Annotated in this window: 24 protein-coding genes and 2 tRNA genes; 13 read left to right on the top strand and 13 right to left on the bottom strand. The window is 69.2% G+C overall.

Annotated elements, in window-relative coordinates:
* The first annotated feature begins 26 nt into the window (after positions 1–26).
* The 3 genes from dusB to N803_RS00430 are packed head-to-tail and all read left to right on the top strand — an operon-like array spanning position 27 to position 3,208.
* Positions 27–1,253, top strand: coding sequence for a tRNA dihydrouridine synthase DusB (dusB, locus tag N803_RS00440; protein ID WP_035901647.1), 1,227 nt, complete (start codon positions 27–29; stop codon positions 1,251–1,253).
* Between the two features lie 12 nt (positions 1,254–1,265).
* Entirely contained in the window at positions 1,266–1,934 is a 669-nt protein-coding gene (locus N803_RS00435) for a YdeI/OmpD-associated family protein (RefSeq protein ID WP_084763884.1), read from the top strand.
* A 47-nt stretch (positions 1,935–1,981) separates the two neighbouring features.
* Positions 1,982–3,208, top strand: a complete 1,227-nt coding sequence (locus N803_RS00430; RefSeq protein WP_035901641.1) for a deoxyguanosinetriphosphate triphosphohydrolase — start codon at positions 1,982–1,984, stop codon at positions 3,206–3,208.
* Between the two features lie 33 nt (positions 3,209–3,241).
* Here N803_RS00430 and N803_RS00425 read toward each other — a convergent pair whose 3' ends face one another.
* On the bottom strand, positions 3,242–3,781 hold the full coding sequence (locus tag N803_RS00425; protein WP_035901638.1) for a dihydrofolate reductase family protein: 540 nt from the start codon (positions 3,779–3,781) through the stop codon (positions 3,242–3,244).
* 181 nt (positions 3,782–3,962) lie between these two features.
* Here N803_RS00425 and dnaG point away from each other — a divergent pair, with 181 nt between their 5' ends.
* The 3 genes from dnaG (at position 3,963) to N803_RS00410 (ending at position 6,692) form a co-directional block, all read left to right on the top strand.
* A complete protein-coding gene (gene dnaG, locus N803_RS00420) occupies positions 3,963–5,933 on the top strand; it encodes a DNA primase (protein WP_035901636.1) in 1,971 nt (656 codons plus the stop codon).
* The gene (locus N803_RS00415) at positions 5,930–6,460 is read left to right on the top strand and encodes a hypothetical protein (RefSeq protein WP_035901634.1); all 531 of its coding nucleotides are present in this window, start codon (positions 5,930–5,932) and stop codon (positions 6,458–6,460) included. The genes dnaG and N803_RS00415 overlap by 4 nt, the downstream gene beginning before the upstream one ends.
* A gap of 159 nt (positions 6,461–6,619) precedes the next feature.
* Positions 6,620–6,692: transfer RNA gene (locus N803_RS00410), tRNA-Asn, on the top strand.
* A 66-nt stretch (positions 6,693–6,758) separates the two neighbouring features.
* Here N803_RS00410 and N803_RS00405 read toward each other — a convergent pair.
* The 4 genes from N803_RS00405 to N803_RS00390 form a co-directional block, all read right to left on the bottom strand.
* Positions 6,759–7,637: an amino acid ABC transporter permease gene (locus N803_RS00405; RefSeq protein WP_035901631.1), complete on the bottom strand. Its 879-nt coding sequence runs from the start codon at positions 7,635–7,637 to the stop codon at positions 6,759–6,761.
* Positions 7,634–8,311 carry an amino acid ABC transporter permease gene (locus N803_RS00400; protein WP_035901628.1) on the bottom strand — a complete coding sequence of 226 codons (678 nt, stop codon included), beginning with the start codon at positions 8,309–8,311 and terminating at the stop codon, positions 7,634–7,636. The genes N803_RS00405 and N803_RS00400 overlap by 4 nt, the downstream gene beginning before the upstream one ends.
* Before the next feature lie 101 nt (positions 8,312–8,412).
* Positions 8,413–9,255, bottom strand: coding sequence for a glutamate ABC transporter substrate-binding protein (locus tag N803_RS00395; protein ID WP_035901626.1), 843 nt, complete (start codon positions 9,253–9,255; stop codon positions 8,413–8,415).
* 92 nt (positions 9,256–9,347) lie between these two features.
* Positions 9,348–10,088, bottom strand: coding sequence for an amino acid ABC transporter ATP-binding protein (locus tag N803_RS00390; RefSeq protein WP_035901623.1), 741 nt, complete (start codon positions 10,086–10,088; stop codon positions 9,348–9,350).
* A 139-nt stretch (positions 10,089–10,227) separates the two neighbouring features.
* On the opposite strand from N803_RS00390, the gene N803_RS00385 reads away from it, so the two are divergent.
* Positions 10,228–10,301 (top strand) — tRNA-Ile (locus N803_RS00385).
* A 507-nt stretch (positions 10,302–10,808) separates the two neighbouring features.
* Entirely contained in the window at positions 10,809–11,369 is a 561-nt protein-coding gene (locus N803_RS19125) for a recombinase family protein (protein ID WP_169743014.1), read from the top strand.
* Between the two features lie 95 nt (positions 11,370–11,464).
* Here N803_RS19125 and N803_RS00380 read toward each other — a convergent pair whose 3' ends face one another.
* The 5 genes from N803_RS00380 to N803_RS00360 form a co-directional block, all read right to left on the bottom strand.
* Positions 11,465–12,073 carry a rhodanese-like domain-containing protein gene (locus N803_RS00380; RefSeq protein ID WP_052111551.1) on the bottom strand — a complete coding sequence of 203 codons (609 nt, stop codon included), beginning with the start codon at positions 12,071–12,073 and terminating at the stop codon, positions 11,465–11,467.
* A gap of 82 nt (positions 12,074–12,155) precedes the next feature.
* Positions 12,156–12,965, bottom strand: a complete 810-nt coding sequence (locus N803_RS00375; protein ID WP_035901620.1) for a sulfite exporter TauE/SafE family protein — start codon at positions 12,963–12,965, stop codon at positions 12,156–12,158.
* Between the two features lie 3 nt (positions 12,966–12,968).
* Complete coding sequence (locus N803_RS00370) at positions 12,969–13,148, bottom strand: hypothetical protein (RefSeq protein ID WP_035901618.1); 180 nt, start codon at positions 13,146–13,148, stop codon at positions 12,969–12,971.
* A gap of 109 nt (positions 13,149–13,257) precedes the next feature.
* Complete coding sequence (locus N803_RS00365; RefSeq protein ID WP_052111550.1) at positions 13,258–14,640, bottom strand: MBL fold metallo-hydrolase; 1,383 nt, start codon at positions 14,638–14,640, stop codon at positions 13,258–13,260.
* Between the two features lie 52 nt (positions 14,641–14,692).
* Positions 14,693–15,031 (bottom strand): rhodanese-like domain-containing protein, encoded by a 339-nt coding sequence (locus N803_RS00360; protein WP_035901616.1) that lies wholly within the window; start codon positions 15,029–15,031, stop codon positions 14,693–14,695.
* A gap of 154 nt (positions 15,032–15,185) precedes the next feature.
* Between N803_RS00360 and trxA the strand changes: the two genes are divergently transcribed.
* Genes trxA through N803_RS00345 form a run of 3 tightly spaced genes read left to right on the top strand, consistent with a single transcriptional unit; the run spans position 15,186 to position 16,292 of the window.
* The gene (trxA, locus tag N803_RS00355) at positions 15,186–15,554 is read left to right on the top strand and encodes a thioredoxin (protein WP_035901614.1); all 369 of its coding nucleotides are present in this window, start codon (positions 15,186–15,188) and stop codon (positions 15,552–15,554) included.
* Positions 15,555–15,606: 52 nt separating this feature from the next.
* Positions 15,607–15,999 carry a DUF302 domain-containing protein gene (locus N803_RS00350; RefSeq protein ID WP_035901612.1) on the top strand — a complete coding sequence of 131 codons (393 nt, stop codon included), beginning with the start codon at positions 15,607–15,609 and terminating at the stop codon, positions 15,997–15,999.
* 26 nt (positions 16,000–16,025) lie between these two features.
* Positions 16,026–16,292 (top strand): metal-sensitive transcriptional regulator, encoded by a 267-nt coding sequence (locus tag N803_RS00345; RefSeq protein ID WP_035901608.1) that lies wholly within the window; start codon positions 16,026–16,028, stop codon positions 16,290–16,292.
* Positions 16,293–16,333: 41 nt separating this feature from the next.
* Here the strand turns inward: N803_RS00345 and N803_RS00340 are convergent, their stop codons facing one another.
* On the bottom strand, positions 16,334–16,585 hold the full coding sequence (locus N803_RS00340) for a hypothetical protein (RefSeq protein ID WP_169743013.1): 252 nt from the start codon (positions 16,583–16,585) through the stop codon (positions 16,334–16,336).
* Positions 16,586–16,661: 76 nt separating this feature from the next.
* On the opposite strand from N803_RS00340, the gene N803_RS00335 reads away from it, so the two are divergent.
* Positions 16,662–17,159: a hypothetical protein gene (locus N803_RS00335; protein WP_035901602.1), complete on the top strand. Its 498-nt coding sequence runs from the start codon at positions 16,662–16,664 to the stop codon at positions 17,157–17,159.
* A 780-nt stretch (positions 17,160–17,939) separates the two neighbouring features.
* The gene (locus tag N803_RS00330; protein ID WP_035901599.1) at positions 17,940–18,455 is read left to right on the top strand and encodes a DUF3145 domain-containing protein; all 516 of its coding nucleotides are present in this window, start codon (positions 17,940–17,942) and stop codon (positions 18,453–18,455) included.
* Positions 18,456–18,614: 159 nt separating this feature from the next.
* Here the strand turns inward: N803_RS00330 and N803_RS00325 are convergent, their stop codons facing one another.
* On the bottom strand, positions 18,615–20,063 hold the full coding sequence (locus N803_RS00325) for an acyl-CoA carboxylase subunit beta (protein WP_035901596.1): 1,449 nt from the start codon (positions 20,061–20,063) through the stop codon (positions 18,615–18,617).
* Positions 20,063–21,307, bottom strand: coding sequence for a beta-ketoacyl-ACP synthase II (gene fabF, locus N803_RS00320; RefSeq protein WP_035901593.1), 1,245 nt, complete (start codon positions 21,305–21,307; stop codon positions 20,063–20,065). The genes N803_RS00325 and fabF overlap by 1 nt, the downstream gene beginning before the upstream one ends.
* Positions 21,308–21,420 lie beyond the last annotated feature (113 nt).

The following is a 21,420-nucleotide window of genomic DNA, read 5'->3' as shown; positions in this document are numbered from 1 at the left end:
GTCAACCAGTGAGAGACTGAAGGGCCATGACTACCGCGTTGACCGGCGAACCCGCCACCGCCACGAAGCCCGTTCTGCCACCGCTGCAGATCGGGCGCCACACCATCGAGTCGCCCGTCGTCCTCGCGCCGATGGCCGGCATCACGAACAGGGCGTTCCGCAGGCTGTGCCGTGAGTCCGGTTCTGCCGGTGCGGATCTCGGCGGCGCGAGTGGTGCGACGAGCCTCTACGTCAACGAGATGGTGACCTCCCGGGCGCTCGTCGAGCGCACCCCGGAGACGATGCGCCTCATCAGCCACGGTCCGGAGGAGCACCCGCGCTCGGTCCAGCTCTACTCGGTCGACCCGGCCACCGCAGGACTCGCCGCCCGCATGCTCGTCACCGAGGACCGCGCCGACCACATCGACCTCAACTTCGGGTGCCCCGTGCCCAAGGTGACCCGCAAGGGCGGGGGAGCGGCTCTGCCGTGGAAGACCGAGCTCTTCCGCGGAATCATCAGCAACGTCGTGCGTGAGGCCAGCCCCCACAACGTGCCGGTCACGGTCAAGATGCGCATCGGGATCGACGCCGACCACATCACTTACCTCGACGCCGGTCGAATTGCCGAGGGCGAAGGTGCGGCGGCCGTCGCACTGCACGGAAGGACTGCGGCACAGGCGTATTCGGGCCAGGCGGACTGGTCGGCCATCGCCCGCCTCAAAGAAGCCGTGACCACCGTGCCGGTCCTCGGCAATGGCGACATCTGGTCCGCTGAGGACGCACTGCGCATGGTCGCCGAGACCGGCTGCGACGGCGTCGTCGTGGGTCGTGGATGCCTCGGTCGGCCGTGGCTCTTCACCGATCTCGCGGCGGCCTTCGCCGGCACGACCGCGCGGGTGCAGCCGAGCCTGCGGGAGGTGACGGACACGCTCCGCCGTCACGCGGCATACCTCGTGGATTTCTACGACGGCGACGAGCTGCGCGGCTGCCGCGACATACGCAAGCACATCGCGTGGTACCTCAAGGGCTTCCCGGCCGGCTCCACCGTCCGCAACCAGCTCGCCCTCGTCGACAGCCTCCAGGCCCTCGACGATCTCATCGGCACGATGGACCTCGACGCACCCTGGCCCGGTGACCCTGCCGAGGGGCAGCGTGGCCGCGCGGGTTCACCCCGCGTCGTCGCCCTCCCCGAGAACTGGCTGCGCTCCCGTGACCTCGACGAGGCTCAGCGCGAGCAGATCGCTCACGCCGAGCTCTCTGTCTCAGGCGGCTGACAGACTGCCCGCATGACCGATTTCGGTATGCCGGGTGGTTCCGCCGAGCGTCCCGCGACCTTCTTCCGCGATGCCGCCGAGTTCCGCGGGTGGCTCGAGGCCAACCACGAGACCGCGACCGAGTTGTGGATGGGACTGCGCAAGAAGCACGTCCCCGACCGCGGGCTCACGTGGGAGGACGCGGTGCCCGAGGCGTTGTGCTTCGGGTGGATCGACAGCGTGTCGCAGCGGATCGACGAGGACTCACGTCGCCAGCGCTGGACGCCGCGCAAGTCGACGAGTGTCTGGAGTGCCGTCAACATCGCCCACGTCGAGCGGCTCACCGCGGAGGGGAAGATGCTTCCCGCAGGTCTCGCAGCGTTCGAGCGCCGCAAGCCCGAGCTGAGCGGCTACTCCTACGAGACCCGTCAGGAGCTCGGTGACGACCAGCGCGCCCGGTTGCTCGCCGACCCTGCGGCCGCGGCGTTCTGGGAGGTGGCCACCGCCTCCTACCGCAAGGTCGCCGAGAACTGGGTCGTGTCGGCCAAGCGTGAGGAGACCCGCGAGAAGCGCCTGCTGCAGCTCATCGACGAGTGCGCGAACGGTCGCCTCATCCCGAGCCAGCGCTACGGCGATCAACCCAAGTGGGTCGAGCGGGCCGCGGCGGCGGCCAGCGAAGCAACCCGACCTCCGTCCCGGTAGAGGCGGTGGCCGGCTCGCTGGCCTCACCGACCCTCTAGGGTCGGGACGTGACGTACTCCGCCCGGGACCGTGAGCGCTGGGTCGCCGAGGACCCTGCCCACAAGCGTGCGGACCGCGACGACTTCGCGCGCGACCGTGCGCGGCTCGTCCACTCGGCGTCACTCCGGCGGCTGTCGGCCAAGACCCAGGTGCTCCAGCCCGGCAGCGACGACTTCGTCCGCAACCGACTCACCCACAGCCTCGAGGTCGCCCAGATCGGTCGCGAGTTCGGAGCCGCGCTCGGTTGCAACGCCGACGTCGTCGACACCGCGTGCCTCGCGCACGACCTTGGGCACCCGCCCTTCGGACACAACGGTGAGACGGCCCTCAACGCCATCGCCGCGGAGATCGGCGGGTTCGAGGGCAACGCGCAGACGCTGCGGATCCTCACCCGGCTCGAACCCAAGCGCTTCCACGCAGACGGTCGCCCGGCCGGACTCAACCTCACCCGGGCCTCGTTGGATGCGACGACGAAGTACCCCTGGGCCCGCGGCGAGTCACCTTCTCCCACACCAAAATTCGGCGTGTATGCCGGTGACCTTCCGGTTTTCGAGTGGTTCCGTGAGGGTGCGCCGGAGGGGCAACGGAGCTTCGAGGCCGAGGTCATGGACTGGTCCGACGACGTCGCCTACTCCGTGCACGACGTCGAGGACGCCATCGCCTCCGGACGTCTCGACCCGCGGCTGCTTCGTGATGCCGTGGACACGGACGCCGTGCTCTCGGTCGCCGTCGCCTCCTATGCCACGGACCTCAGCCGCGACGCCCTCGGTGCTGCGCTGGAACGGGTGCTGGCCACGGGCACGGTGCCGACGGCATACACAGGAACGCGCGTGGACCTCGCGCGTCTCAAGGACATGACCTCACGGCTCATCGGCCGTTTCGTGCAGGCCGTCGAGGCGGCGACACGCGAACGGCACGGCCCCGGCGACCTCAGCCGTCACGACGCGGACCTCGTCGTGCCCGACGACACCCGCGCCGAGTGTGCCGTGCTCAAGGCGACGGCAGCGCACTTCGTGATGAATGCCCAGGACCGCGTCGAGGTGCAGGCGGCTGAGCGTGACGTCATCGGCGACCTCGTCGAGGCCTACCGTTGCGACCCCTCACGGCTGGATCCCGAGCTGCTCGCCGATCACGAGGCAGCGGCAACTGACGGCGAGGCGCTGCGCGTCGTGGTCGACCAGGTCGCCTCGCTCACCGACGTGCGCGCCCTGGAGCTGCACCGTCAGTGGTGCTGACCCGACATCGGGGTGTAGTGGGCGCGCGGCGCGTCAGCGGACGACGTCGAGGACGTTGAGCTGGATGCCGTTCGAATAGACGGCGTGCTCCGCGAGGGAGAGCTTCTGGCGGGCCGACTCGCTGTCCGTGGGGAAGAGACGCTTGCCCGTGCCGAGGACGACCGGGTAGACGAGCAGGTGGTATCGGTCGACCAGGCCGGCCTCGGCCAGGCCCTGAGCGAGCGTCGCGCTGGCGTGGACGAGGATCGTGCCGGGCTCGTCCGACTCCTTGAGCGCGGCCACCTCATCGAGGCTGCGGAGCACGGTGGTGTTGTTCCACTCCGGGTTCTCGAGGGTGGACGAGACGACGTACTTCGGCATGGCGTTGTAGTCGGCGAACTCCTCCATCGTCGGCCAGACCGGAGCGAACTCGTCGTAGGACTGCCGGCCGAGCAGGAGGCATCCGGCCTCCTCCTGCTCGCGGCCCTTGATGGCGTAGGCCGCCTCGTCGTACTCAACGACCTCGAAGGTCCAGTCGGGCGACTCGACGACACCGTCGAGGCTGATGAACTCGGAGACGATGAGGGTGCGCATGGTGCAGATCCTTCCGGGTGCCGGTGCCCTGTGGGGGCTTGTCACTCCTTGTGCCGAACGGAGTCGCCCGTTTTCGACAAGGAACGGGAGCGGGCTGGGGACAGTCGGTGAACGCGAAGGCGGGCGGACGGCATACTGAACTCTCACGGAACGGGACCGGACGATGACGGGAGGATGACGCGTGGCGGGCCGGATCAACGCTGACGACATCCAGACCGTCAAGGAGCGCTCCTCCATCGAGGACGTCGTGCGGGACCACGTGACGCTGCGACCGGGGGGCGTCGGGTCGCTCAAGGGGCTGTGTCCGTTCCACGACGAGAAGACGCCATCGTTCACCGTGCGACCGGCTGTCGGGGCGTATCACTGCTTCGGTTGTGGAGAGGGCGGCGATGTCATCTCGTTCGTGCAGAAGGTCGAGCACCTCACGTTCTCCGAGGCGGTCGAGCGGCTCGCGGCCAAGATCGGGATGGAGCTGCGCTACGAGGAGGGCGGGGGACCGCGCTCCGAGGGCGGGCTCGGCAAGCGCTCGCGGCTCATCGAGGCGCACCGGGTGGCCGAGGAGTTCTATGCCGCGGCACTCGTGGATCGTGCCGAGGCCCGTCAGGGGCGGGACTACCTGCGCGAGCGTGGCTTCAACGGGGTCATCGCGAAGCAGTTCGGCATCGGCTTCGCCCCGCGCGGTGGTGAGGACCTCACCCGGCACCTGCGCGAAAAGGGGTTCACCGAGGACGAGATGGTCACGGGTGGGCTGTCCGGGCGGGGGAGCCGGGGGCTCTACGACCGGTTCCGCGGGCGACTCGTCTGGCCGATCCGCGACGTCACCGGCGACACCGTCGGCTTCGGCGCGCGCCGGATCTTCGACGACGACCGGATCGCCGCGAAGTACCTCAACACGTCCGAGACCCCGATCTACAAGAAGTCCCAGGTCCTCTACGGGCTTGACCTCGCCAAGAAGGCCATCTCCGGGGAGCGTCGGGCCGTCGTCGTCGAGGGCTACACCGACGTCATGGCTGCTCACCTGTCCGGCGTCGAGGGGGCGGTGGCGACGTGTGGCACCGCGTTCGGCGTCGACCACATCAAGATCCTGCGCCGGATCATGCGCGACGAGGTCGACGGTGCACCGGCGCGGGTGATCTTCACGTTCGACGGTGACGTCCCCGGGCAGAAGGCGGCGATGAAGGCGTTCGGTGAGGACCAGCGGTGGGCGTCGCAGTCGTTCGTGGCGGTTGCGCCCGATGGCATGGACCCGTGCGATTTGCGGTTGGCGCGCGGTGACGAGGCGGTCAAGGCGCTCGTGGACGACGCCGTCCCGATGTTCGAGTTCGCCGTGCGCACGACGATGAAGCGCTTCGACCTCGACACCGCCGAGGGTCGCGTGCAGGCGATGCGTGCTGTGGCTCCGATCATCAACTCCATCCGCGACTCCTCGCTGCGGCCTGAGTACATCCGCACCGTCTCCGGCATGCTCGGCGTCGAGGTGGAGCAGGTCCGCAACGAGGTCCAGCGAGCCGGGCGGATCAGCGCACGCGAGGCCAGCGCCGCCAGCCAGGCCGGGCCGGACGGATCCGTGGGGCACGGGCGGGATCGCACACCGGCGTCGACCGATGAGGTGCCCGAACCGAACGCGCTCGAGGGTGCTGCGGCGATGCCCGCACCGAACCTGCGCGACCCTGTGGTCATCACCGAGCGGCAGCTGCTCCAGGCGCTGCTGCAGTATCCGACTCGGTTCACGACCGAGACGATCGACGCCATCCCGCCGTCGGCATTCACGGCACCGGCGCACGTGGCGATCTTCGACGGTGTCCGCACGGTCGCCGGCCACGCCGGTCTGCTCTCGACGGCCCGGTGGGTGGCGGCGGTGACCGAAGCCGCTCCGCTGGCCGTACGCGGACTCCTTGCCGAGTTGTCCGTCGCGCCGCTCCCGACCCGGGTCGACCCGGCGACGGGCCTGCCGCCGCAGCGCTACCTCGAGTCCCTCGTCATCGGCGTGCACGACGCCGGCCTGAGCCGTCAGATCGCCGACGAGACGGCCGCCATCCGCCGCCTGCAGAACGCCCCAGAACCCGACCCGGAAGGCATCCGTGAACGCTCGCGTCGACTCATCGAGCTCGAGATGAACCGCGCCCGCCTACGTGATCGGCTCACGTCATGAGGCTGGGTCGTCTGGGTCGACGCGGGCCAGAGGTGCCGGACGAGGTCGCTGCGGTTCTCGGAAGCCGAGCCGCTGAGGTGCTGAGCGTGGCGCGCGAACCGCGCACCACGGCATACCTCGTCGCGACGAAGACACATGTGTATGCCGTGAGAGGTGGCTCGGAGGCCGGTTCCGTGGAACTCGACCGTCCGTGGCACATGGTCGACACCGGTTCGTGGGACGACGAGACCCGTCGACTCACTGTTCAGTGGGTCGACCGCGCGCCGGCGTCGGTGTGGGAGATCGAGCTTCCGTCGACCCTCCCGCAGGTGTTCCGCGAGCGGGTGCAGGCCACGGTCGTGCTGTCCGACGAGGTCGACCTCGGGGGCAGGCAGAAGGCGCGCGTGGTCGTGCGCAAGGACCTCGAGACGCAGGCGCTGCTCGGGCAGACGATCCTCGGCCGCGGTGTGCGGTCGACCGATCCGGGAGTGCTCGAAACGACGCGGGCAGCGCTGGATCGGCTGCGCGAGCAGGTCGGCCTCAGCTGAGCTCGCGGCCTCGGTGCGTGGCCGTCGGGGGAGTGCCAGAGGCGTCAGATGTGCCCCGTCTGGCACTCGGCAGCGCTGGTGGGACCTCGTTTTCGTGATGGGGCACTCCCTTTGCTAAGGTTGCGCAGCGCGCTGCCGCAGCAACACCGCGAGCGCCATTCCCCTGTAGCTCAATTGGCAGAGCAGCCGACTGTTAATCGGCAGGTTGTTGGTTCGAGTCCAACCGGGGGAGCGCACTGACGAAGGGCCCGGATCCATCTGGATCCGGGCCCTTCGCTCGTGGGGTTGACGCGGTTCGTCAGGTCGTCGGGTCCTCGGCCGTCGTGCCGGGCAGGGGAGCTGCGACGGTGCCGCCGGCGGTCTTGCCGCGCTTGTTGATCCGCCGCTCGATCCGCCCTGCGATGAAGGTCAGGGCGTAGTTGAGGAGGATGAACAGGGCTGCGCCGAGGATGTACGCGGGGATGACGTTGCCGTAGGCCGTGCCGACGTTCTTCACCTGCGACAGCAACTCGATGTAGGGCAGGGCCGAGCCGAGCGCGCTGTCCTTGAGGACCACGACGAGCTGGCTCACGAGTGCCGGAAGCATCGCCGTCAGCGCTTGGGGGAGCTCGATCGAGCGCAGTGACTGCGAGCGGGTCAGACCCACCGAGAGCCCGGCCTCGCGCTGGCCCTTGGGGAGTCCGAAGACACCGGAGCGCACGAGCTCGGCGATGACCGACCCGTTGTAGAGCGTGAGCGCTATGACGGTGGCGGCGATGGGGTAGTACTGCGCGTCGAAGAACGCCTGCACGGCGAACCACGAGAACAGGAAGTACATCATCAGCAGCACCGGGACTGCCCGGAAGAACTCGACCACGACGCCACAGAACCAGCGAATCGGCGCGACGTGGGAGAGGCGGCCGGTGCCGAAGATGATGCCGAAGATCATCGCGCCGACGATCGAGATCGCGGCCGCCTTGATCGTCGCCCACAGGCCGGGGAGGAGGTACTGCGTCCACACGTCAGCGGTGAACAGCGAACGCCACATGGGGCCTTCGAGCTGCCCCTGCTCGTTGAACTTCCACAGGACGGCCGCCGCGATGCCCGCGACGATCAATCCACCCACAACGGTCAAGACGAGGTGGCGCGCCCGCGCCTTGGGGCCGGGGGCGTCGAAGAGGACGTTCTGGGTGCTCATCGCTTCACCGCCAGGCGCTGCGACATCCACGTGAAGAGCATGCCGGTCGGGAGCGTCAGGATGACGAAGCCGAGGGCGAAGAGCAGGAACACCGCGAACGATGCCGTCTCGTTCTCCATGATCTCCTTCATGAGGCCGGACGCCTCCGCGACGCCGATGATCGACGCCACCGTCGTGTTCTTCGTCAGCGCGATGAGGACTGATCCGAGCGGTGCGATCGCACCCCGGAAGGCCTGCGGCATGATCACCTGGGTGAGCGACTGGCCGAACGTGAGGCCGATCGCGCGGGCCGCCTCGGCCTGACCCAGCGGGACGGTATTGACGCCCGAGCGCAGCGCCTCGCACACGAACGCCGCGTGGTAGACGGACAGGCCCACGATGGCCCAGCGGATCGCGTTGTCACGGATCGAGGTCGGCGACTGCGGGTCGGCGAGGTTGATCTCGAGGATGTAGAGGACGCCCAACGAGCAGAACACGAGGATCAGCGTCAGGGGAGTGTTGCGAATGACGTTGACGTAGGCGGTGCCCGCAGCCCGCAGGACGCTCACGGGTGAGACCCGCATGACGGCGAGGATCGTGCCGATGACCAGGGCGCCAATGGCCGAGAAGAACGTCAGGTAGATCGTCATCCAGAAGGCGCCGAGGACGTCGTAGTCCCTCAGGATCTCACCCATGGATCAGCCTCCAAGTGGCTCTGGAAGGGGATGCGTATGCCGTCCGCCCACCTCGTGAGGTAGCGGACGGCATACGCCGTGGTTGCGAAGCGTGACGAGCCTCAGGCGCAGGCGTCCGGGGTGGGCGGGTTGCCCGGGCCGGCCTTGTAGCCCGCCGGGCCCAGGTTGTCGTCGATCGCCTTCTGCCAGGCACCGTCGGTGAAGGCCTTCTTGAGGGCGTCGTTCACCTTGTTGCAGGTCGCGGTGTCGCCCTTCTTGAGGCCGACGCCGTAACGCTCCTCGGAGAACGGCTGGCCGACGACCTTGAACTTGCCCTTGTACTCGGCCTGGGCCGCGTAGCCGGCGAGGATCGTGTCGTCCGTCGTGAGGGCGTCGACGCCTCCGGTCGAGAGCGCCGGAAGGCACTCGGAGTAGGTCGCGAACTCCTGGAGCTGGACGCCCGGGTACTTGTCCTTGACCTTCTGCGCGGACGTCGAACCCTTGACCGAGCACAGCTTCTTGCCGGTGAGGGAGTCGGGGCCGGTGATCGAGGCGTCGTCGGCGCGGACGAGGAGGTCCTGACCGGCGATGAAGTACGGGCCGGCGAAGGTGACCTTCTCCTTGCGCGCGTCGGTGATCGAGTAGGTCGCGAAGATCAGGTCGACCTGACCCGTCTCGATGAGCGTCTCGCGCTGGGGCGAGGGAGCCTGAACCCACTCGATGTTGGCCTCGGACGTGCCGAGCTCCTTGGCGACGTACTTCGCGATGTCGACGTCGAAGCCGGTGACGTCGGTGCCCTTCTTCAGGCCGAGGCCGGGCTGGTCGAACTTGATGCCGATCTTGAGCTTCTTGCCGCTGTCGCCACCGCTGCCGGCGTCGCCACCGTCATCGGAGCTGCCACAGGCCGAGAGGCCGAGGGCGAGGGCGGCGGTGGCGGCGATGGCGCCGATCCGTCGTGCATTCATCTGGTGTTCCTCCTGTGATGGCGGCACCCTGCGTGCCGTGGTGTGGAGCAGTTGAAGTGCTGGGGTTCTCGCAGGTGTTCGGGAGCGTGGGTTCAGTGGGTGAGGATCTTGCCGAGGAAGTCCTTGGCGCGATCGCTCTGGGGGTTCGTGAAGAACTCCTCGGGGGTGTTCTCCTCGACGATCTGGCCGTCGGCCATGAAGACGACGCGGTTGGCGGCCTTGCGGGCGAAGCCCATCTCGTGGGTGACCACGATCATCGTCATGCCCTCCTTGGCGAGGTTGACCATGACGTCGAGGACCTCGTTGATCATCTCCGGGTCGAGGGCGGACGTCGGCTCGTCGAAGAGCATGACCTTGGGGTCCATCGCCAGCGAGCGGGCGATGGCGACGCGCTGCTGCTGACCGCCGGACAGCTGCGCCGGGAACTTCTGCGCCTGGTGTGCGACGCCGACCCGCTCGAGCAACTCCATGGCGCGCTTCTCGGCGTCGGCCTTCTTGACCTTGCGCACCTTGATCGGGCCGAGCGTCACGTTGTCGAGGATCGTCTTGTGCGCGAACAGGTTGAACGACTGGAAGACCATGCCCACGTCCGCACGGAGTTGGGCGAGCGCCTTGCCCTCCTCGGGAAGGGTCTTGCCGTCGATCGTGATGGTGCCCGACTCGATCGTCTCGAGACGGTTGATCGCGCGGCACAGCGTCGACTTGCCCGAACCCGAGGGCCCGATGACGACGACGACCTCGCCCTTGCCGATCTCCAGGTTGATGTCCTTGAGGACGTGGAGGTCGCCGAAGTGCTTCTGGACGTCCTTGAGGACGACGAGGGGCTCTGTCATGCACGGAAACCTACCCGCACGTGGCCCCCGTCACGTGGCTCTGCGTCGATGCGACACCTTTTCGCAACGTCGCCTGCCGCGACGAACCATGGCGTATGCCGTCCGCTCGCCCCCCGCAGGTAGGCTCGGCTCCGCTTCAGGGGCGGTAGCTCAGTCGGTCAGAGCAGCGGACTCATAATCCGTCGGTCCTCGGTTCAAGCCCGAGTCGCCCCACTCAACTCTCTGCAGGCCAGAGCCTCGAAAGACACCGCCGAACGATGCCCCATACCCGTCGGGTGCTAACCATTTGCTAACACGTCCGCTTCGGCGGCGTGACGCGTAGGTCTCCCACCCCTCGGCGAACTGCGCCAGATCCGTACGCAGGGCTACGCGCCGGAAGTGGGTCTCTTTCAGCCATATGTCCGGCTTGAGGCCCACGTGCCAGCACGCCGTCTCCACAGCGCGATCCGACACGTCCAGAAGAGGTAGTAGGTAGAAGCGTTCGAGGTCGTCCCGGGACCCCTGAAGCCCCTGCATGAACCACACGCGGCCATGCGTGGCCCCTGAGAGCAGCCCGTACATGAATGAATCCAAGTGCATGTAGGTCGCCGCCAAGGCTGTTGGCCGCCGCCTGACTGGGGCAGACGCACCGCTGTGCTTCACGTCGGTGACATTGCCCTTGCGGTCGTCGACGAGATCGAAGCCGCCGCGCTTCAGTAGTGCCGCTGGGACTTCGAATTGGTGGCCGACGAGGGCTTCAGCGCGAAGGACCTCAATCGCCCAGGTTTGGCGGACGCGCTGGATCGGTTGGATCGGGGTGCGGCGGACGCACTCGTGGCGATCCGACTGGATCGTCTCTCACGCTCTGTGGCTGACTTTGCTGGTCTGTTGGCTCGGGCGAAGCGCAAGAAGTGGCGTCTGGTTCTCCTGTCGCCCAACCTCGACACCGAAGACGCAGCGGGGAAGTTCACGGCCCATGTGCTGGCGGCAGCCGCCGAGTACGAGAGGGACCTCATCGGCGCGAGGACTCGGGAGGGAATGGCCCAGCGTCGAGCGGAAGGGATTCATGTTGGCCGCCCCCCGTCGCTCCCGGAAGGCGTTGTAGCACGCATCGTGGATGAGCGAGCACGAGGGGCAACGCTGCGCCGCATCGCAGAGCGCCTTACTGAGGACGGGATAGAAACGGCACGCGGCGGCGCCACATGGTCGACTTCTACCATCCAGGGGGTGTTGACATCTCGCACAGCGCAGCGGCTAGCCGAACGGAATCAGGCGACGAACGGTTCGACGTCGACCACGTGAGCTGACGCGCGCTCCTGAGCGATCTGGGTGACGGACGGCTCGACGTGGCTACTGCCGGTGTCGCCGCACACTCAGCGCAGCGTCACCAGCCCGCGTCAGCCGGCGAGCGCCTGCAGGACGGATTGGACATCGGGCTCGCTGCGGCGGTTCCAAGGCATCCGAGAGAGGAGCATGCCCATCGCGCAGCTGTCCGTGAGCGCGGCGACGGTGAGCCCGCCGCCGATGGCGCCGGAGAGCCACTTTGCCTTCGGAAGGACGGTGCTCATGAGCACACCGGCGAGGACGATGCCACCGGCGACGAGACGCACCTGGCGCTCGAGCTCCCAAGTCTCGCGGCCGCGGCTGAGCTCGCCGCCGGCGGCCTCCCAGCCCGCGATGCCGCCGGCGAGGACGTGGAGGTTCGCTGGACCGCGGGAGCTAAGGAGGGTCTCGGCCTGCGTTGCGCGGTCGCCGGAACGGCAGACGAGCACGACCTCCTCGTCCAGGTGGGCGCCCAGCTCGTCGCGGTGCTCGCGGAGCAGGTCGAGGGGGACGTTCCAGGAGCCGGGGATGTGCGCGGACGCGAACTCGGCGGGGCTGCGCACGTCGAGCAGCCGCGGGGCCCGGCCCGCGGCCAACCACTCCCTGACGTCGTGCGGGTCGACGCCGGCGGGGCCGTGGGTCGACGGGCGCTGGTCGATCGTGGGGGTCGTGAGGGAGGACATGCGGACCTTTCTCGGAGGTCGACCCGGCCGGGCGGCCGGATCGAAGGGGGTAGTGGAGGAGGACCTGCCGGAACGGGGGCGGTCAGAGCAGCGCTGGGACGCTGTTCGCCGCGGTGTAGACCGCGACGGCCAGGACAAGCCCGGCGAACGTGCGCGACAGGACCTTGGCCGGGATGCGGGCGGCGACCTTGCCGCCGACGAGGCTGCCGACGACCGCCGCGGCCGTGAACCCGGCGATGAGCGGCCAGTCGAGGTCGGTCCCGATCGTCGACACGCGGGACAGCAGTGCCGTGGCGCTGTTGATGGCGATGACGAGCAGGGAGGTTCCGACGGCGACGGGCATGGGGAAGGACAGGGCCAGCACGAGGGCGGGCACGAGGAGGAACCCGCCGCCGACGCCGAAGAACCCGGTGAGCAGCCCGACGGCGGTCGCCGCGACGAGCAGCTTCGCGAGCCTGGGGCACGCGCACGTCACCGGTCGCAGCGTGACGATCGGCTCCCGCGACAGGTCGGCGCCCTCACCGCTTCCCGGCCCGCGGACGGACCTGACGAGCATGACCGTCGCGACGACGAGCATGAGCCCGGCGAACGCGGTGAGCAGCACGGCAGGTGCGACGTGGGAGGAGAGGAGCGAGCCGGCATACGAACCGGCCGTCCCGTGCGCACCGAACATCAGGCCCTGTGCGACGCGGACGCGACCGGCGCGGAGGTGCGGGGCGAGACCGATGAGCGAGGTCGCGCCGACAATGAGCAGCGAGCTCGTCGTCGCGGTGCCCGGCTCCAGCCCGAGGACGTAGACGAGGGCAGGGATGGTGAGCATCGAGCCGCCGCCGCCCAGCGCTCCGAGCGCCAGGCCGATGACGAGCCCGAGGGGGATGAGCAGCGGTGACACGCCTCAGCCGCGGCCGAAGAAGCGGCCGAGCCGCGAGCCGCTCGAGGCGGCGGCCTTCTCCGCGTCGGTGTGGCCGGTGCAGCGCTCGCCGCGCGGGACGCCGGCCATGACCTGGTCGACGTGCTGGCCGCAGCCGGCCCAGGTGGTCTTGCCGCAGACCTTGCAGGTGGCGGGACGACACATAGTGGTTTCTCCTTGGGTTCGGATTGTTCGGTGTTCTGGGGTTCGGGGCTCGACGGGTCGAGGACCCGAGGGGTTGCGGGGGTGCGGCGAGGGGGAGGAGTACGGCCGCTCAGGCCGCGGCGATGGGCAGGCCGGAGGGCTTGGCGCCCTCGTCGAAGCTGTCGTCGACGGCCACGACGTGGACGCCGCGGGCAGCGAGGACCGAGGCCGCGATGGAGGCGCGGTAGCCACCGGCGCAGTGGACCCAGACCTCGCCGGAGGGGACCTCGTCGACGCGGTCGAGCAGCTCGTGGAGCGGCACGTTGACGGCGCCGGAGATGTGGGCCTCGTCGAACTCCGAGGTGCGGCGCACGTCGAGGACGGAGACCTCGCGGTGGTGGCGCACTTGGGCGAGGTCGGCGAAGACCGCGCGCTCGAACGAGCCGAGCGGCGCGTCGGTCCAGTCCTGCGGGGAGCCGGTCGCGGCACCCTCGAGGTGGTCGATGCCGATGCGGACGAGCTCGCGCTGAGCCTCGGCGACCTGCTCGGGGCTCTCGCCGAGGAGGGTGAGCGGGGTGCCCCACGGGATGATCCAGCCGAGGTAGGTCGCGAACTGGCCGTCGACGCCGAAGTTGAGCGTCCCGGTGACGTGACCGGCGGCGAAGGCGGTGCGGGTGCGGAGGTCGACGACCCACTCCCCTGAGGCGATCCGCGTCGCGAGCGTCTCCTTGTCGGCGCTCTCGGGCGTCGAGAGGTCGGGCGCGGACGGTCCGGTGCTGTTGCCCGGCGCCATGTGCGCGTAGTAGGCGGGGTAGGCGTCGAGCCCGGCGAGGGTGTCGGCGACCCACTTCTCCTCGTCCTGGGTGAGGGCGGGGTTCTGCCGCTTCTCCGCACCGATGGTCGAGGCCGTCGTGTCACCGGTCGACCCGGCCGAGCAGAAGGAGCCGAAGCCGTGGGTCGGAAGGACGTGGGTGTGCTCGGGCAGCTCGTCGGCGAGGCGGTGCGCGGAGGAGAACTGGTGGTGCACGAGGTCGGAGGTGTGCTCGTGGCCGAGGAGGTCGGGGCGGCCGGTCGCGCCGAAGAGGAGCGAGCCGCCGGTGAAGACGCCCACGGCCTCGATGCCGTCGTCGGACACCGACTCGAGCGCGTAGGAGAGGTGGGTGAACGTGTGACCCGGCGTCGCGATGGCGCGCACCCGCAGGCTCGGCGACACCTCGACGACGTCGCCGTCGCTGATCGGGGTGCGCGCATAGGAGACCTCGTCGGCGGCGTTGACGTGGTAGGCCGCGCCGGTCGCCTCGGCGAGCGCGAGTCCGCCGGTGAGGTAGTCATTGTGGATGTGCGTCTCGAAGACGTGCGCGATGCGGACACCGGCCTCGTCGGCGAGGGCGAGGACGCGGTCGATGTCGCGCTGGGGGTCGACGACGAGCGCGACCGAGCCGTCGTGGGCGAGGTAGGAGCGGTCGCCGAGGGTCGGCGTGTCGATGGGGACGATGACGGGAGTGGTGCTCACGAGTGGGGAGTCCTTCCGTGGGACGGGGATCTGGGAGGGTGTGGGCTGGAGGTCAGGAAGCGGCCGGGGCGGGCGCGGTCGGCCGAACCCTGGTAACGAGCGGGCGCCCGGAGGCGGCCCAGGCGGTGACGCCGCCGGCGACCGACAGGGCCTCGAAGCCGAGGCCGGCAAGGAAGTCGGCCAGGGCGCCGGAACGGTTGCCGCTCGCGCAGATGACGTGCACGGGGCGCGTGCGGTCGAGCTCGGCCAGCCGCGACGACAGCTCCGTCATCGGCATGAGGATCGATCCAGACACGTGACCATCGACGTACTCCCGCGGCTGCCGGACGTCGATGACGGTGGCGGCGCCGGGCGCGGTGGCGGCGAACTGCTCGAGCGAGATCTCGGACATCGGGTGCCTTCTTCACTGGGGTGGATACCGGGCGGGGTATGCCGGACGGTTGCCACCGTAGTACCCCTGGGGGTATCCTTGTCAAATACCCCATGGGGTATTTGACCCGGGGCCCCGCGCACGCACCCGACACGCATCAGCAGAGGAGCACCTCATGTCCACCCAGACCCTCACCGCAGGGAACTTCGAGTCCACCGTCAGCGAGGGCGGCATCGTCCTCGTCGACTTCTGGGCGTCGTGGTGCGGCCCGTGCCGGCAGTTCGCGCCCGTCTTCGAGGCGGCCTCGACCCAGCACCCCGACATCGTCTTCGGCAAGGTCGACACCGAGGCCGAGCAGACCCTCGTTGCTGCCGCGGGTATCACCTCCATCCCGACGCTCATGGCCTTCCGTGATGGGATCCTCGTGTTCAGCCAGCCGGGTGCCCTGCCCGCCAGCGCGCTCGACGAGGTCATCGCCGGCGTCCGGGCGCTCGACATGGACGAGGTCCGCGCCTCGATCGCGGCAGCCCCCCAGTCCGCCTGACCCCACGACCGTCCGACCCTCACGTCCGTCAGACCCCACGAAGGAGCTCGCCGTGCCCCACGCCATCAGCACCACCGTCGACCGCCCGTTCCCCGAGGTGCTCGAGTCCACTCGGTCGGCTCTCGCCGACCAAGGGTTCGGCATCCTCACCGAGATCGACCTCGCGGCGACCCTCAGGGAGAAGCTTGACGCCGACCTCCCGCCGCAGGTGATCCTCGGGGCCTGCCGCCCACCGCTGGCCCTCGCCGCGCTCGACGCCGAGCCCTCTATCGGGGTCCTCCTGCCCTGCAACGTCGTGGTCCGCTCGGTCGACGACGGCAGCACCGTCGTCGAGGCCATGGACCCCGACGCCATGGTCGCCGTGACCGGCAACGAGGCCCTCACCGACGTCGCCGCTGACGCTCGCATCCGACTCACCTCCGTCCTCGACGCCCTCGGGCGCTGAGACCCCACGACCCCTAGGAGACCGACATGGTCACGCTTAATCAGGGCGACATGGCGCCCGTCATCAACCGGCTGCGCCGCGCCCAGGGCCAGCTCGGCGGCGTCATCCGCCTCATCGAGGAGGGCCGCGACTGCAAGGACGTCGTCACACAACTCGCCGCCGTCAACAAGGCCCTCGACCGGGCCGGCTTCGCGATCGTCTCGTCGGGCCTGCGCGAGTGCCTCACCGCACCGGACGGCATCAACGAGGAGGACCACGCGGCCATGGAGAAACTCTTCTTGAGCCTCGCCTGAGAAGCGTGTTCTGACGCCGCCTACCCATCCGCACCCGGCATTCAAGGACCATCGGGTCGGCTAGCCCGTACGGCCTCGCCAGTTGTGCGACCTGCCGCGGGGACGCCGCGTGACTGCAGTGGCGCGCTCGGCTTCCGACGCAGGCTCCAGCACTTCGCGCCCCGGCCGTTGACGTTCACCCGGACACCCGTGCCGTGCCAAGTGCGCCAGCCCTGCTCGTCGAGGCGCCGGGCCCACTCGACCTCGTCCCCGTCAATCAGCGGGTCGTAGTCGGCGAGGGTGTACTCGAGCATGCCGCCCGGGTATGTCATCACGCGGCCCTACGCTCGAGTGAGCGAGGATCGTCCTCGAGCGAGGAGGGGTGTGTCGATGTTCGAGCCCGGCGACTTCCAGCAACCCGAGATGTGGCTGACGTACAGCGACCTTCGGGAACTTACACACGCGCTGCTGCGGGCGCCCGATGACCACGACGTGCAGACCGCCTTCGCGTCGGCAGTGGCGGGTCTGGGCATGCACGGCCTCGTGGCCGCCGTGGCGATGGCGTCGTGTGCGACCGTCGACCTGGGCTCGATCATGGGGTGCCGACCTGCGACGGGGGTGGCCCTGATGTCGCGGGTCAGGCCTTGGCGGGACAAGCTGGGCGTCGCCACTCAGGCGATGCTGTCCGCGTGGCTGGCCAACAACCACCGGCAGGCGATGCTGTGGGCAGACCAGCAGATCGAGAAGGGGCAGGCCGAGCAACTGGCGCACGCTCTCGGCGAGCGACTCGTCTTCGCTGTCGAGAGCACCGCGCTACTTGGAAGCCTCAGCTCGGACGAGTACGTCGAGTCCTTCGTGACGCGCTTCTTCAACCACGCCACCGCCTAACGCGAGAACGCCCCCTCCCGACCCGAAGGGCAGGAGGGGGCGTTCTGGCTCCCGGACGTGGAGACGCCCCCACCGGCAGACGATGAGGGCGCCCCTCCCAGCCTTGGGTTCCAGCTGGGGAAAAGTGGGCCTGTAGATCGACCCACAGGTGAAGACTTACCGGAGCGACTCACGCCGTGCATGAAAGAAGCGCCCGCCCTCCCCAAGGAGAGCGGGGCGTCCGTATGCCGTGTGCGCTGGGCTGGGCCCGCCTCTTTATCGCGCCCCCTGAGCCCCTGCCATGAGCTCGTAGTACTCGACAGTGGCCCTAGTGCAGCTGGGGGCAGTGCGCGGCGTGCTAACGCGTTGCTACGCCGCCTCGCATCACGGGCGGCGACCGGGCCGCATGACGAGTGGCGAGCCCGGCACTCCTGAGCACGAGCCCGACCGGTTCGCGACCTATCCGGATGGGTGCTGACCGACTCATAATCCGTCGGTCCTCGGTTCAAGCCCGAGTCGCCCCACTCCTTGCGGGTCGCCGGTCCATGTGGACGCGGCCAGCCACGACCGTGTCCGGCGGGGCGGAAGTTGTCTTGTGTCGCGCGTGGTGTTCGTGGTGCTCATCCGGCATGATGAGTTCCACGTGTCATGAGTTCGCTCGTGGGGCGACAAACAGTGGCAACCCACCGAGAAGGTGAGGAGCCCTCACAGCGAGCTGGCCGGCATACAGATCTGTGCCTCCGAAACGACCACGTGCTTCGGCGTTGGGGAAGACGTCCCTTGCACGTGAAGGAGGCCAGGATGTCTGTCGCGACGCGACGTGTGTCGACCCGGGGAGTGGTGTTCATCCACTCCGCCCCAGCAGCGCTGTGCCCGCACATTCAGTGGGCACTGGAGAAGGCCACCGGATCCCGCGTGGCCATCGAGTGGACCCCGCAGCCAGCCGCGCCGGGGCACCAGCGCGGCGAATGGTCGTGGATCGGGGAGCAGGGCACCGGTGCCCGCCTGGCCTCGACCCTCAACGGGTGGCAGGGGCTGCGCTACGAGGTGACCGAAAACCCGAGCGCCGGCTGCGACGGCTCGCGCTGGTCGCACACGCCCCGTCTGGGCATCCACCACGCGACGACGTCCGCGAGCGGTGACGCGGTCGTCAACGAGGAGCGGCTCAAGGAGATCCTCAAGCTCGCGCAGGGTTCGCCCGACGCCATCGAGGAGATGCTCGAAGAGGTCCTCGGTGTCGAGTGGGACGCCGAGCTCGAGCCGTTCCGCTACGCCGGGGACGGCGCTCCCGTCCGCTGGCTGCACAAGGTCGGCTGACACACCGACTGCCGAACCCGGCACCTTCACACGTCGCGAGGCCCGCTCCAGTACAGGGGGAGCGGGCCTCACGCATGCCGACTTCTTGCCCCGTTGGGACCGGGTTGTGGGCAGCGCCCCGCCCGATGACGGTCCCAACGGTGCAAGAAGTCGAGGGGATCAGAGGGGGATGTTGCCGTGTTCGCCGCGGCGCTGCGGAGCCTCGGCGATCGCCTTCGCCAGAGCCGAGCGGGTCACCGACGGCTCGACGATCTCGTCGACCACGCCGATCTCCACGGCGCGGGGCAGACCTCCGGACAGGCGGTCGTGCTCGTCGGCGAGCTGCTGCTCGACGGCTGCGCGCTCGGCGTCGTCGACCTCGGCGAGGCGGCGACGGTGCAGGATGCGGATCGCCGCGACCGAGCCCATGACGGCGACGTGGGCCGTCGGCCAGGCGAAGACGCGGGTGGCACCGAGTGAACGCGAGTTCATCGCGATGTAGGCGCCGCCGTAGGTCTTGCGAGTCACGAGCGTCACGCGCGGCACGACCGCTTCGGCGAACGCGTGCAGCAGCTTGGCGCCGCGTCGCACGACGCCGTCCCACTCCTGGCCGACACCCGGCAGGTAGCCCGGCACGTCGACGAGGACGATGAGCGGCACACCGAACGCGTCACACATCCGGACGAACCGGGCGGCCTTCTCGGCGCTGGGGGAGTCGAGGCAGCCACCGAGGCGCATCGGGTTGTTGGCGATGACACCGACCGTGCGACCGCCGATGCGGCCGAGCTTCGTCACGATGTTGGGAGCCCAACGCGGGTGCAGCTCAACGGAATCGGCGTCCTTGTCGAGGACGTTGTCGACGACCGGGTGGACGTCGTAAGCGCGCTTGGCCGACTCCGGGAACGTCTCCTCGAGGTCGAAGTCCTCGACCGCAGACACGTCCGGGGTGCCCTGGTCGGCGAGCAGGGAACAGAGCTGACGTCCGCGCTCGTAGGCCTGCTCGGTCGACTCGGTGACGACGTGGACGACGCCACTGCGGCGACCGTGGGGCTCGGGGCCTCCGAGGCGGAGGGCGTCGACGGCCTCGCCCGTGACGGATCGGACGACGTCCGGCCCGGTGACGAAGATGCGTCCCTCGGGGGCGAGGATGACGATGTCGGTGAGTGCCGGCCCGTAGGCGGCGCCACCGGCAGCCGCGCCGATGACGACGGAGATCTGCGGGATCTTGCCCGACGCGCGGGTCATGATCGCGAAGACCTCGCCGACGGCGTGGAGGCTGACGACGCCTTCCGGGAGGCGTGCGCCTCCCGAGTGCCAGATACCGACGACGGGTATGCCGTCCGCGAGAGCGCGTTCGTAGGCCGCCACGATGACCTTGCACCCGGCCACACCCATGGCACCGCCCATGATCGTCGCATCGGAGCAGAAGGCGACGACGCGCGTGCCCTGGCACGTGCCGACGGCGGCGAGCATGCCGGAGTCGTCCTCGGGGGAGATGAACTCGACCGAGCCCTCGTCGAAGTACGCGGTGAGGCGCAGGCGCGGGTTGCGCGGGTCGGTGGCCCGATCCGGCTTGGGCTTGGTCGCGGTCGAGACGGTGGCCGAGGCCTCGTTGGGCTGGTGGGCCATCAGACGCTCTTCACGGCGAGAGCCACGTTGTGACCGCCGAAGCCGAAGGAGTTGTTGAGTGCCGCGATGTCTCCGTCGGGGAGCGTGCGGTGCTCGCCACGCACGACGTCGAGGTGGATCTCGGGGTCGAGGTTCTCGATGTTGATCGTCGCCGGGGCGATGCGGTGGTGCACGGAGAGGATCGTGAAGAGCGCCTCGAGGGCGCCGGCAGCACCGAGCAGGTGACCGGTCATCGACTTGGTGCCGCTGACACACATCCCGTCGGTCGCATCCCCGAAGGCCCGTCGGATCGCGTTGGCCTCCGCTACGTCGCCCACGGGGGTCGAGGTCGCGTGCGCGTTGATGTGGACGATGTCCTGGGGCGTCAGACCTGCGAGCTGCACGGCCTCACGCATGGCGCGGGAGGCGCCGGCACCTTCGGGTTCGGGGGCGGTGATGTGGTGCGCGTCCGACGACATACCGGCGGGGGCGAGCTCGGCATAGATGCGTGCGCCGCGAGCCTTGGCGTGCTCCTCGGACTCGAGGACGATGACGGCAGCACCTTCGCCCATGACGAAGCCGTCGCGGCCGGTGTCATAGGGACGCGATGCCGCGCCCGGGTCGTCGTTGCGGGTCGAGAGTGCCTGCATCTGCGCGAAGCCGGCGAAGGGCAGCGGGTGGATCGCGGCCTCGGTGCCTCCGGCGATCACGATGTCGGCGCGTCCGGCGCGGATCTGGTCCACGGCGAAGCCCATGGCCTCGGCGCCGGAGGCGCAGGCCGACACCGAGGTGTGGGCGCCGGCGCGGGCTCCGAGGGCAAGCGAGACGTTGCCGCTGCTGCTGTTGGGCATGATCATCGGGACGGTGAGCGGGAAGACGCGTCGTACGCCCTTCTCCCGCAGGTTGTCCCACTGCGTCAGGAGGGTGGTGACACCACCCATGCCCGAACCGATGGCGACCATGAAGCGCTCGGGGTCGACCTCGGGCGTGCCCGCGTCGGACCACGCCTCACGGGAGGCCACCATGGCGTACTGCGCGCTCGGGTCCATCCGGCGGCACTCGACCTTGGCGAGCACCTCTTCGGGCGAGGTGTGGATCGAAGCGGCGAAGGTCACGGGCAGGTCGTACTGCTCGACCCACTCCTGGGGCAGCGGGCGCGCGCCGGGGGTGCCGGCGAGGATCGCGTCCCACGTCTCGGTGATGGTTCCACCGAGCGGGGTGGTGGCTCCGAGACCGGTGACGACGACGCGACGTTCGGTGCTCATGTGTGGCTGTCTCCTTGGCGTAGGGCGAGTCCCGACCTATTGCGCCTTCGTGCGCCTCAGCGGGCGGCGGACCGACCCGGGTCCGGCACGAAAGCGCAATAGGTCGAGGGGGC

Source organism: Knoellia subterranea KCTC 19937, from assembly GCF_000768685.1.
Lineage (GTDB): Bacteria > Actinomycetota > Actinomycetes > Actinomycetales > Dermatophilaceae > Knoellia > Knoellia subterranea.
The sequence above is the reverse complement of the archived record's forward strand: the minus strand, read 5'-3'. Positions and strand labels throughout refer to the sequence as shown.

Bases quoted from the DNA above. Each gene is read 5' to 3' on its own strand.
- N803_RS00390 (WP_035901623.1), bottom strand. From the start codon at position 10,088: ATGACAGAGCCCCTCGTCGTCCTCAAGGACGTCCAGAAGCACTTCGGC.
- N803_RS00425 (WP_035901638.1), bottom strand. From the start codon at position 3,781: ATGCGCACCCTCATCGTCTCCGAGTTCATCAGCCTCGACGGTGTCGTC.
- dusB (WP_035901647.1), top strand. From the start codon at position 27: ATGACTACCGCGTTGACCGGCGAACCCGCCACCGCCACGAAGCCCGTT.
- N803_RS00435 (WP_084763884.1), top strand. From the start codon at position 1,266: ATGACCGATTTCGGTATGCCGGGTGGTTCCGCCGAGCGTCCCGCGACC.
- N803_RS00330 (WP_035901599.1), top strand. From the start codon at position 17,940: ATGTCTGTCGCGACGCGACGTGTGTCGACCCGGGGAGTGGTGTTCATC.
- trxA (WP_035901614.1), top strand. From the start codon at position 15,186: ATGTCCACCCAGACCCTCACCGCAGGGAACTTCGAGTCCACCGTCAGC.
- N803_RS00335 (WP_035901602.1), top strand. From the start codon at position 16,662: ATGTTCGAGCCCGGCGACTTCCAGCAACCCGAGATGTGGCTGACGTAC.
- N803_RS00380 (WP_052111551.1), bottom strand. From the start codon at position 12,073: ATGTCCTCCCTCACGACCCCCACGATCGACCAGCGCCCGTCGACCCAC.
- N803_RS00400 (WP_035901628.1), bottom strand. From the start codon at position 8,311: ATGGGTGAGATCCTGAGGGACTACGACGTCCTCGGCGCCTTCTGGATG.
- N803_RS00405 (WP_035901631.1), bottom strand. From the start codon at position 7,637: ATGAGCACCCAGAACGTCCTCTTCGACGCCCCCGGCCCCAAGGCGCGG.
- N803_RS00345 (WP_035901608.1), top strand. From the start codon at position 16,026: ATGGTCACGCTTAATCAGGGCGACATGGCGCCCGTCATCAACCGGCTG.
- N803_RS00360 (WP_035901616.1), bottom strand. From the start codon at position 15,031: ATGTCCGAGATCTCGCTCGAGCAGTTCGCCGCCACCGCGCCCGGCGCC.
- N803_RS00340 (WP_169743013.1), bottom strand. From the start codon at position 16,585: ATGCTCGAGTACACCCTCGCCGACTACGACCCGCTGATTGACGGGGAC.
- N803_RS00415 (WP_035901634.1), top strand. From the start codon at position 5,930: ATGAGGCTGGGTCGTCTGGGTCGACGCGGGCCAGAGGTGCCGGACGAG.
- fabF (WP_035901593.1), bottom strand. From the start codon at position 21,307: ATGAGCACCGAACGTCGCGTCGTCGTCACCGGTCTCGGAGCCACCACC.
- N803_RS00395 (WP_035901626.1), bottom strand. From the start codon at position 9,255: ATGAATGCACGACGGATCGGCGCCATCGCCGCCACCGCCGCCCTCGCC.
- N803_RS00370 (WP_035901618.1), bottom strand. From the start codon at position 13,148: ATGTGTCGTCCCGCCACCTGCAAGGTCTGCGGCAAGACCACCTGGGCC.
- N803_RS00325 (WP_035901596.1), bottom strand. From the start codon at position 20,063: ATGGCCCACCAGCCCAACGAGGCCTCGGCCACCGTCTCGACCGCGACC.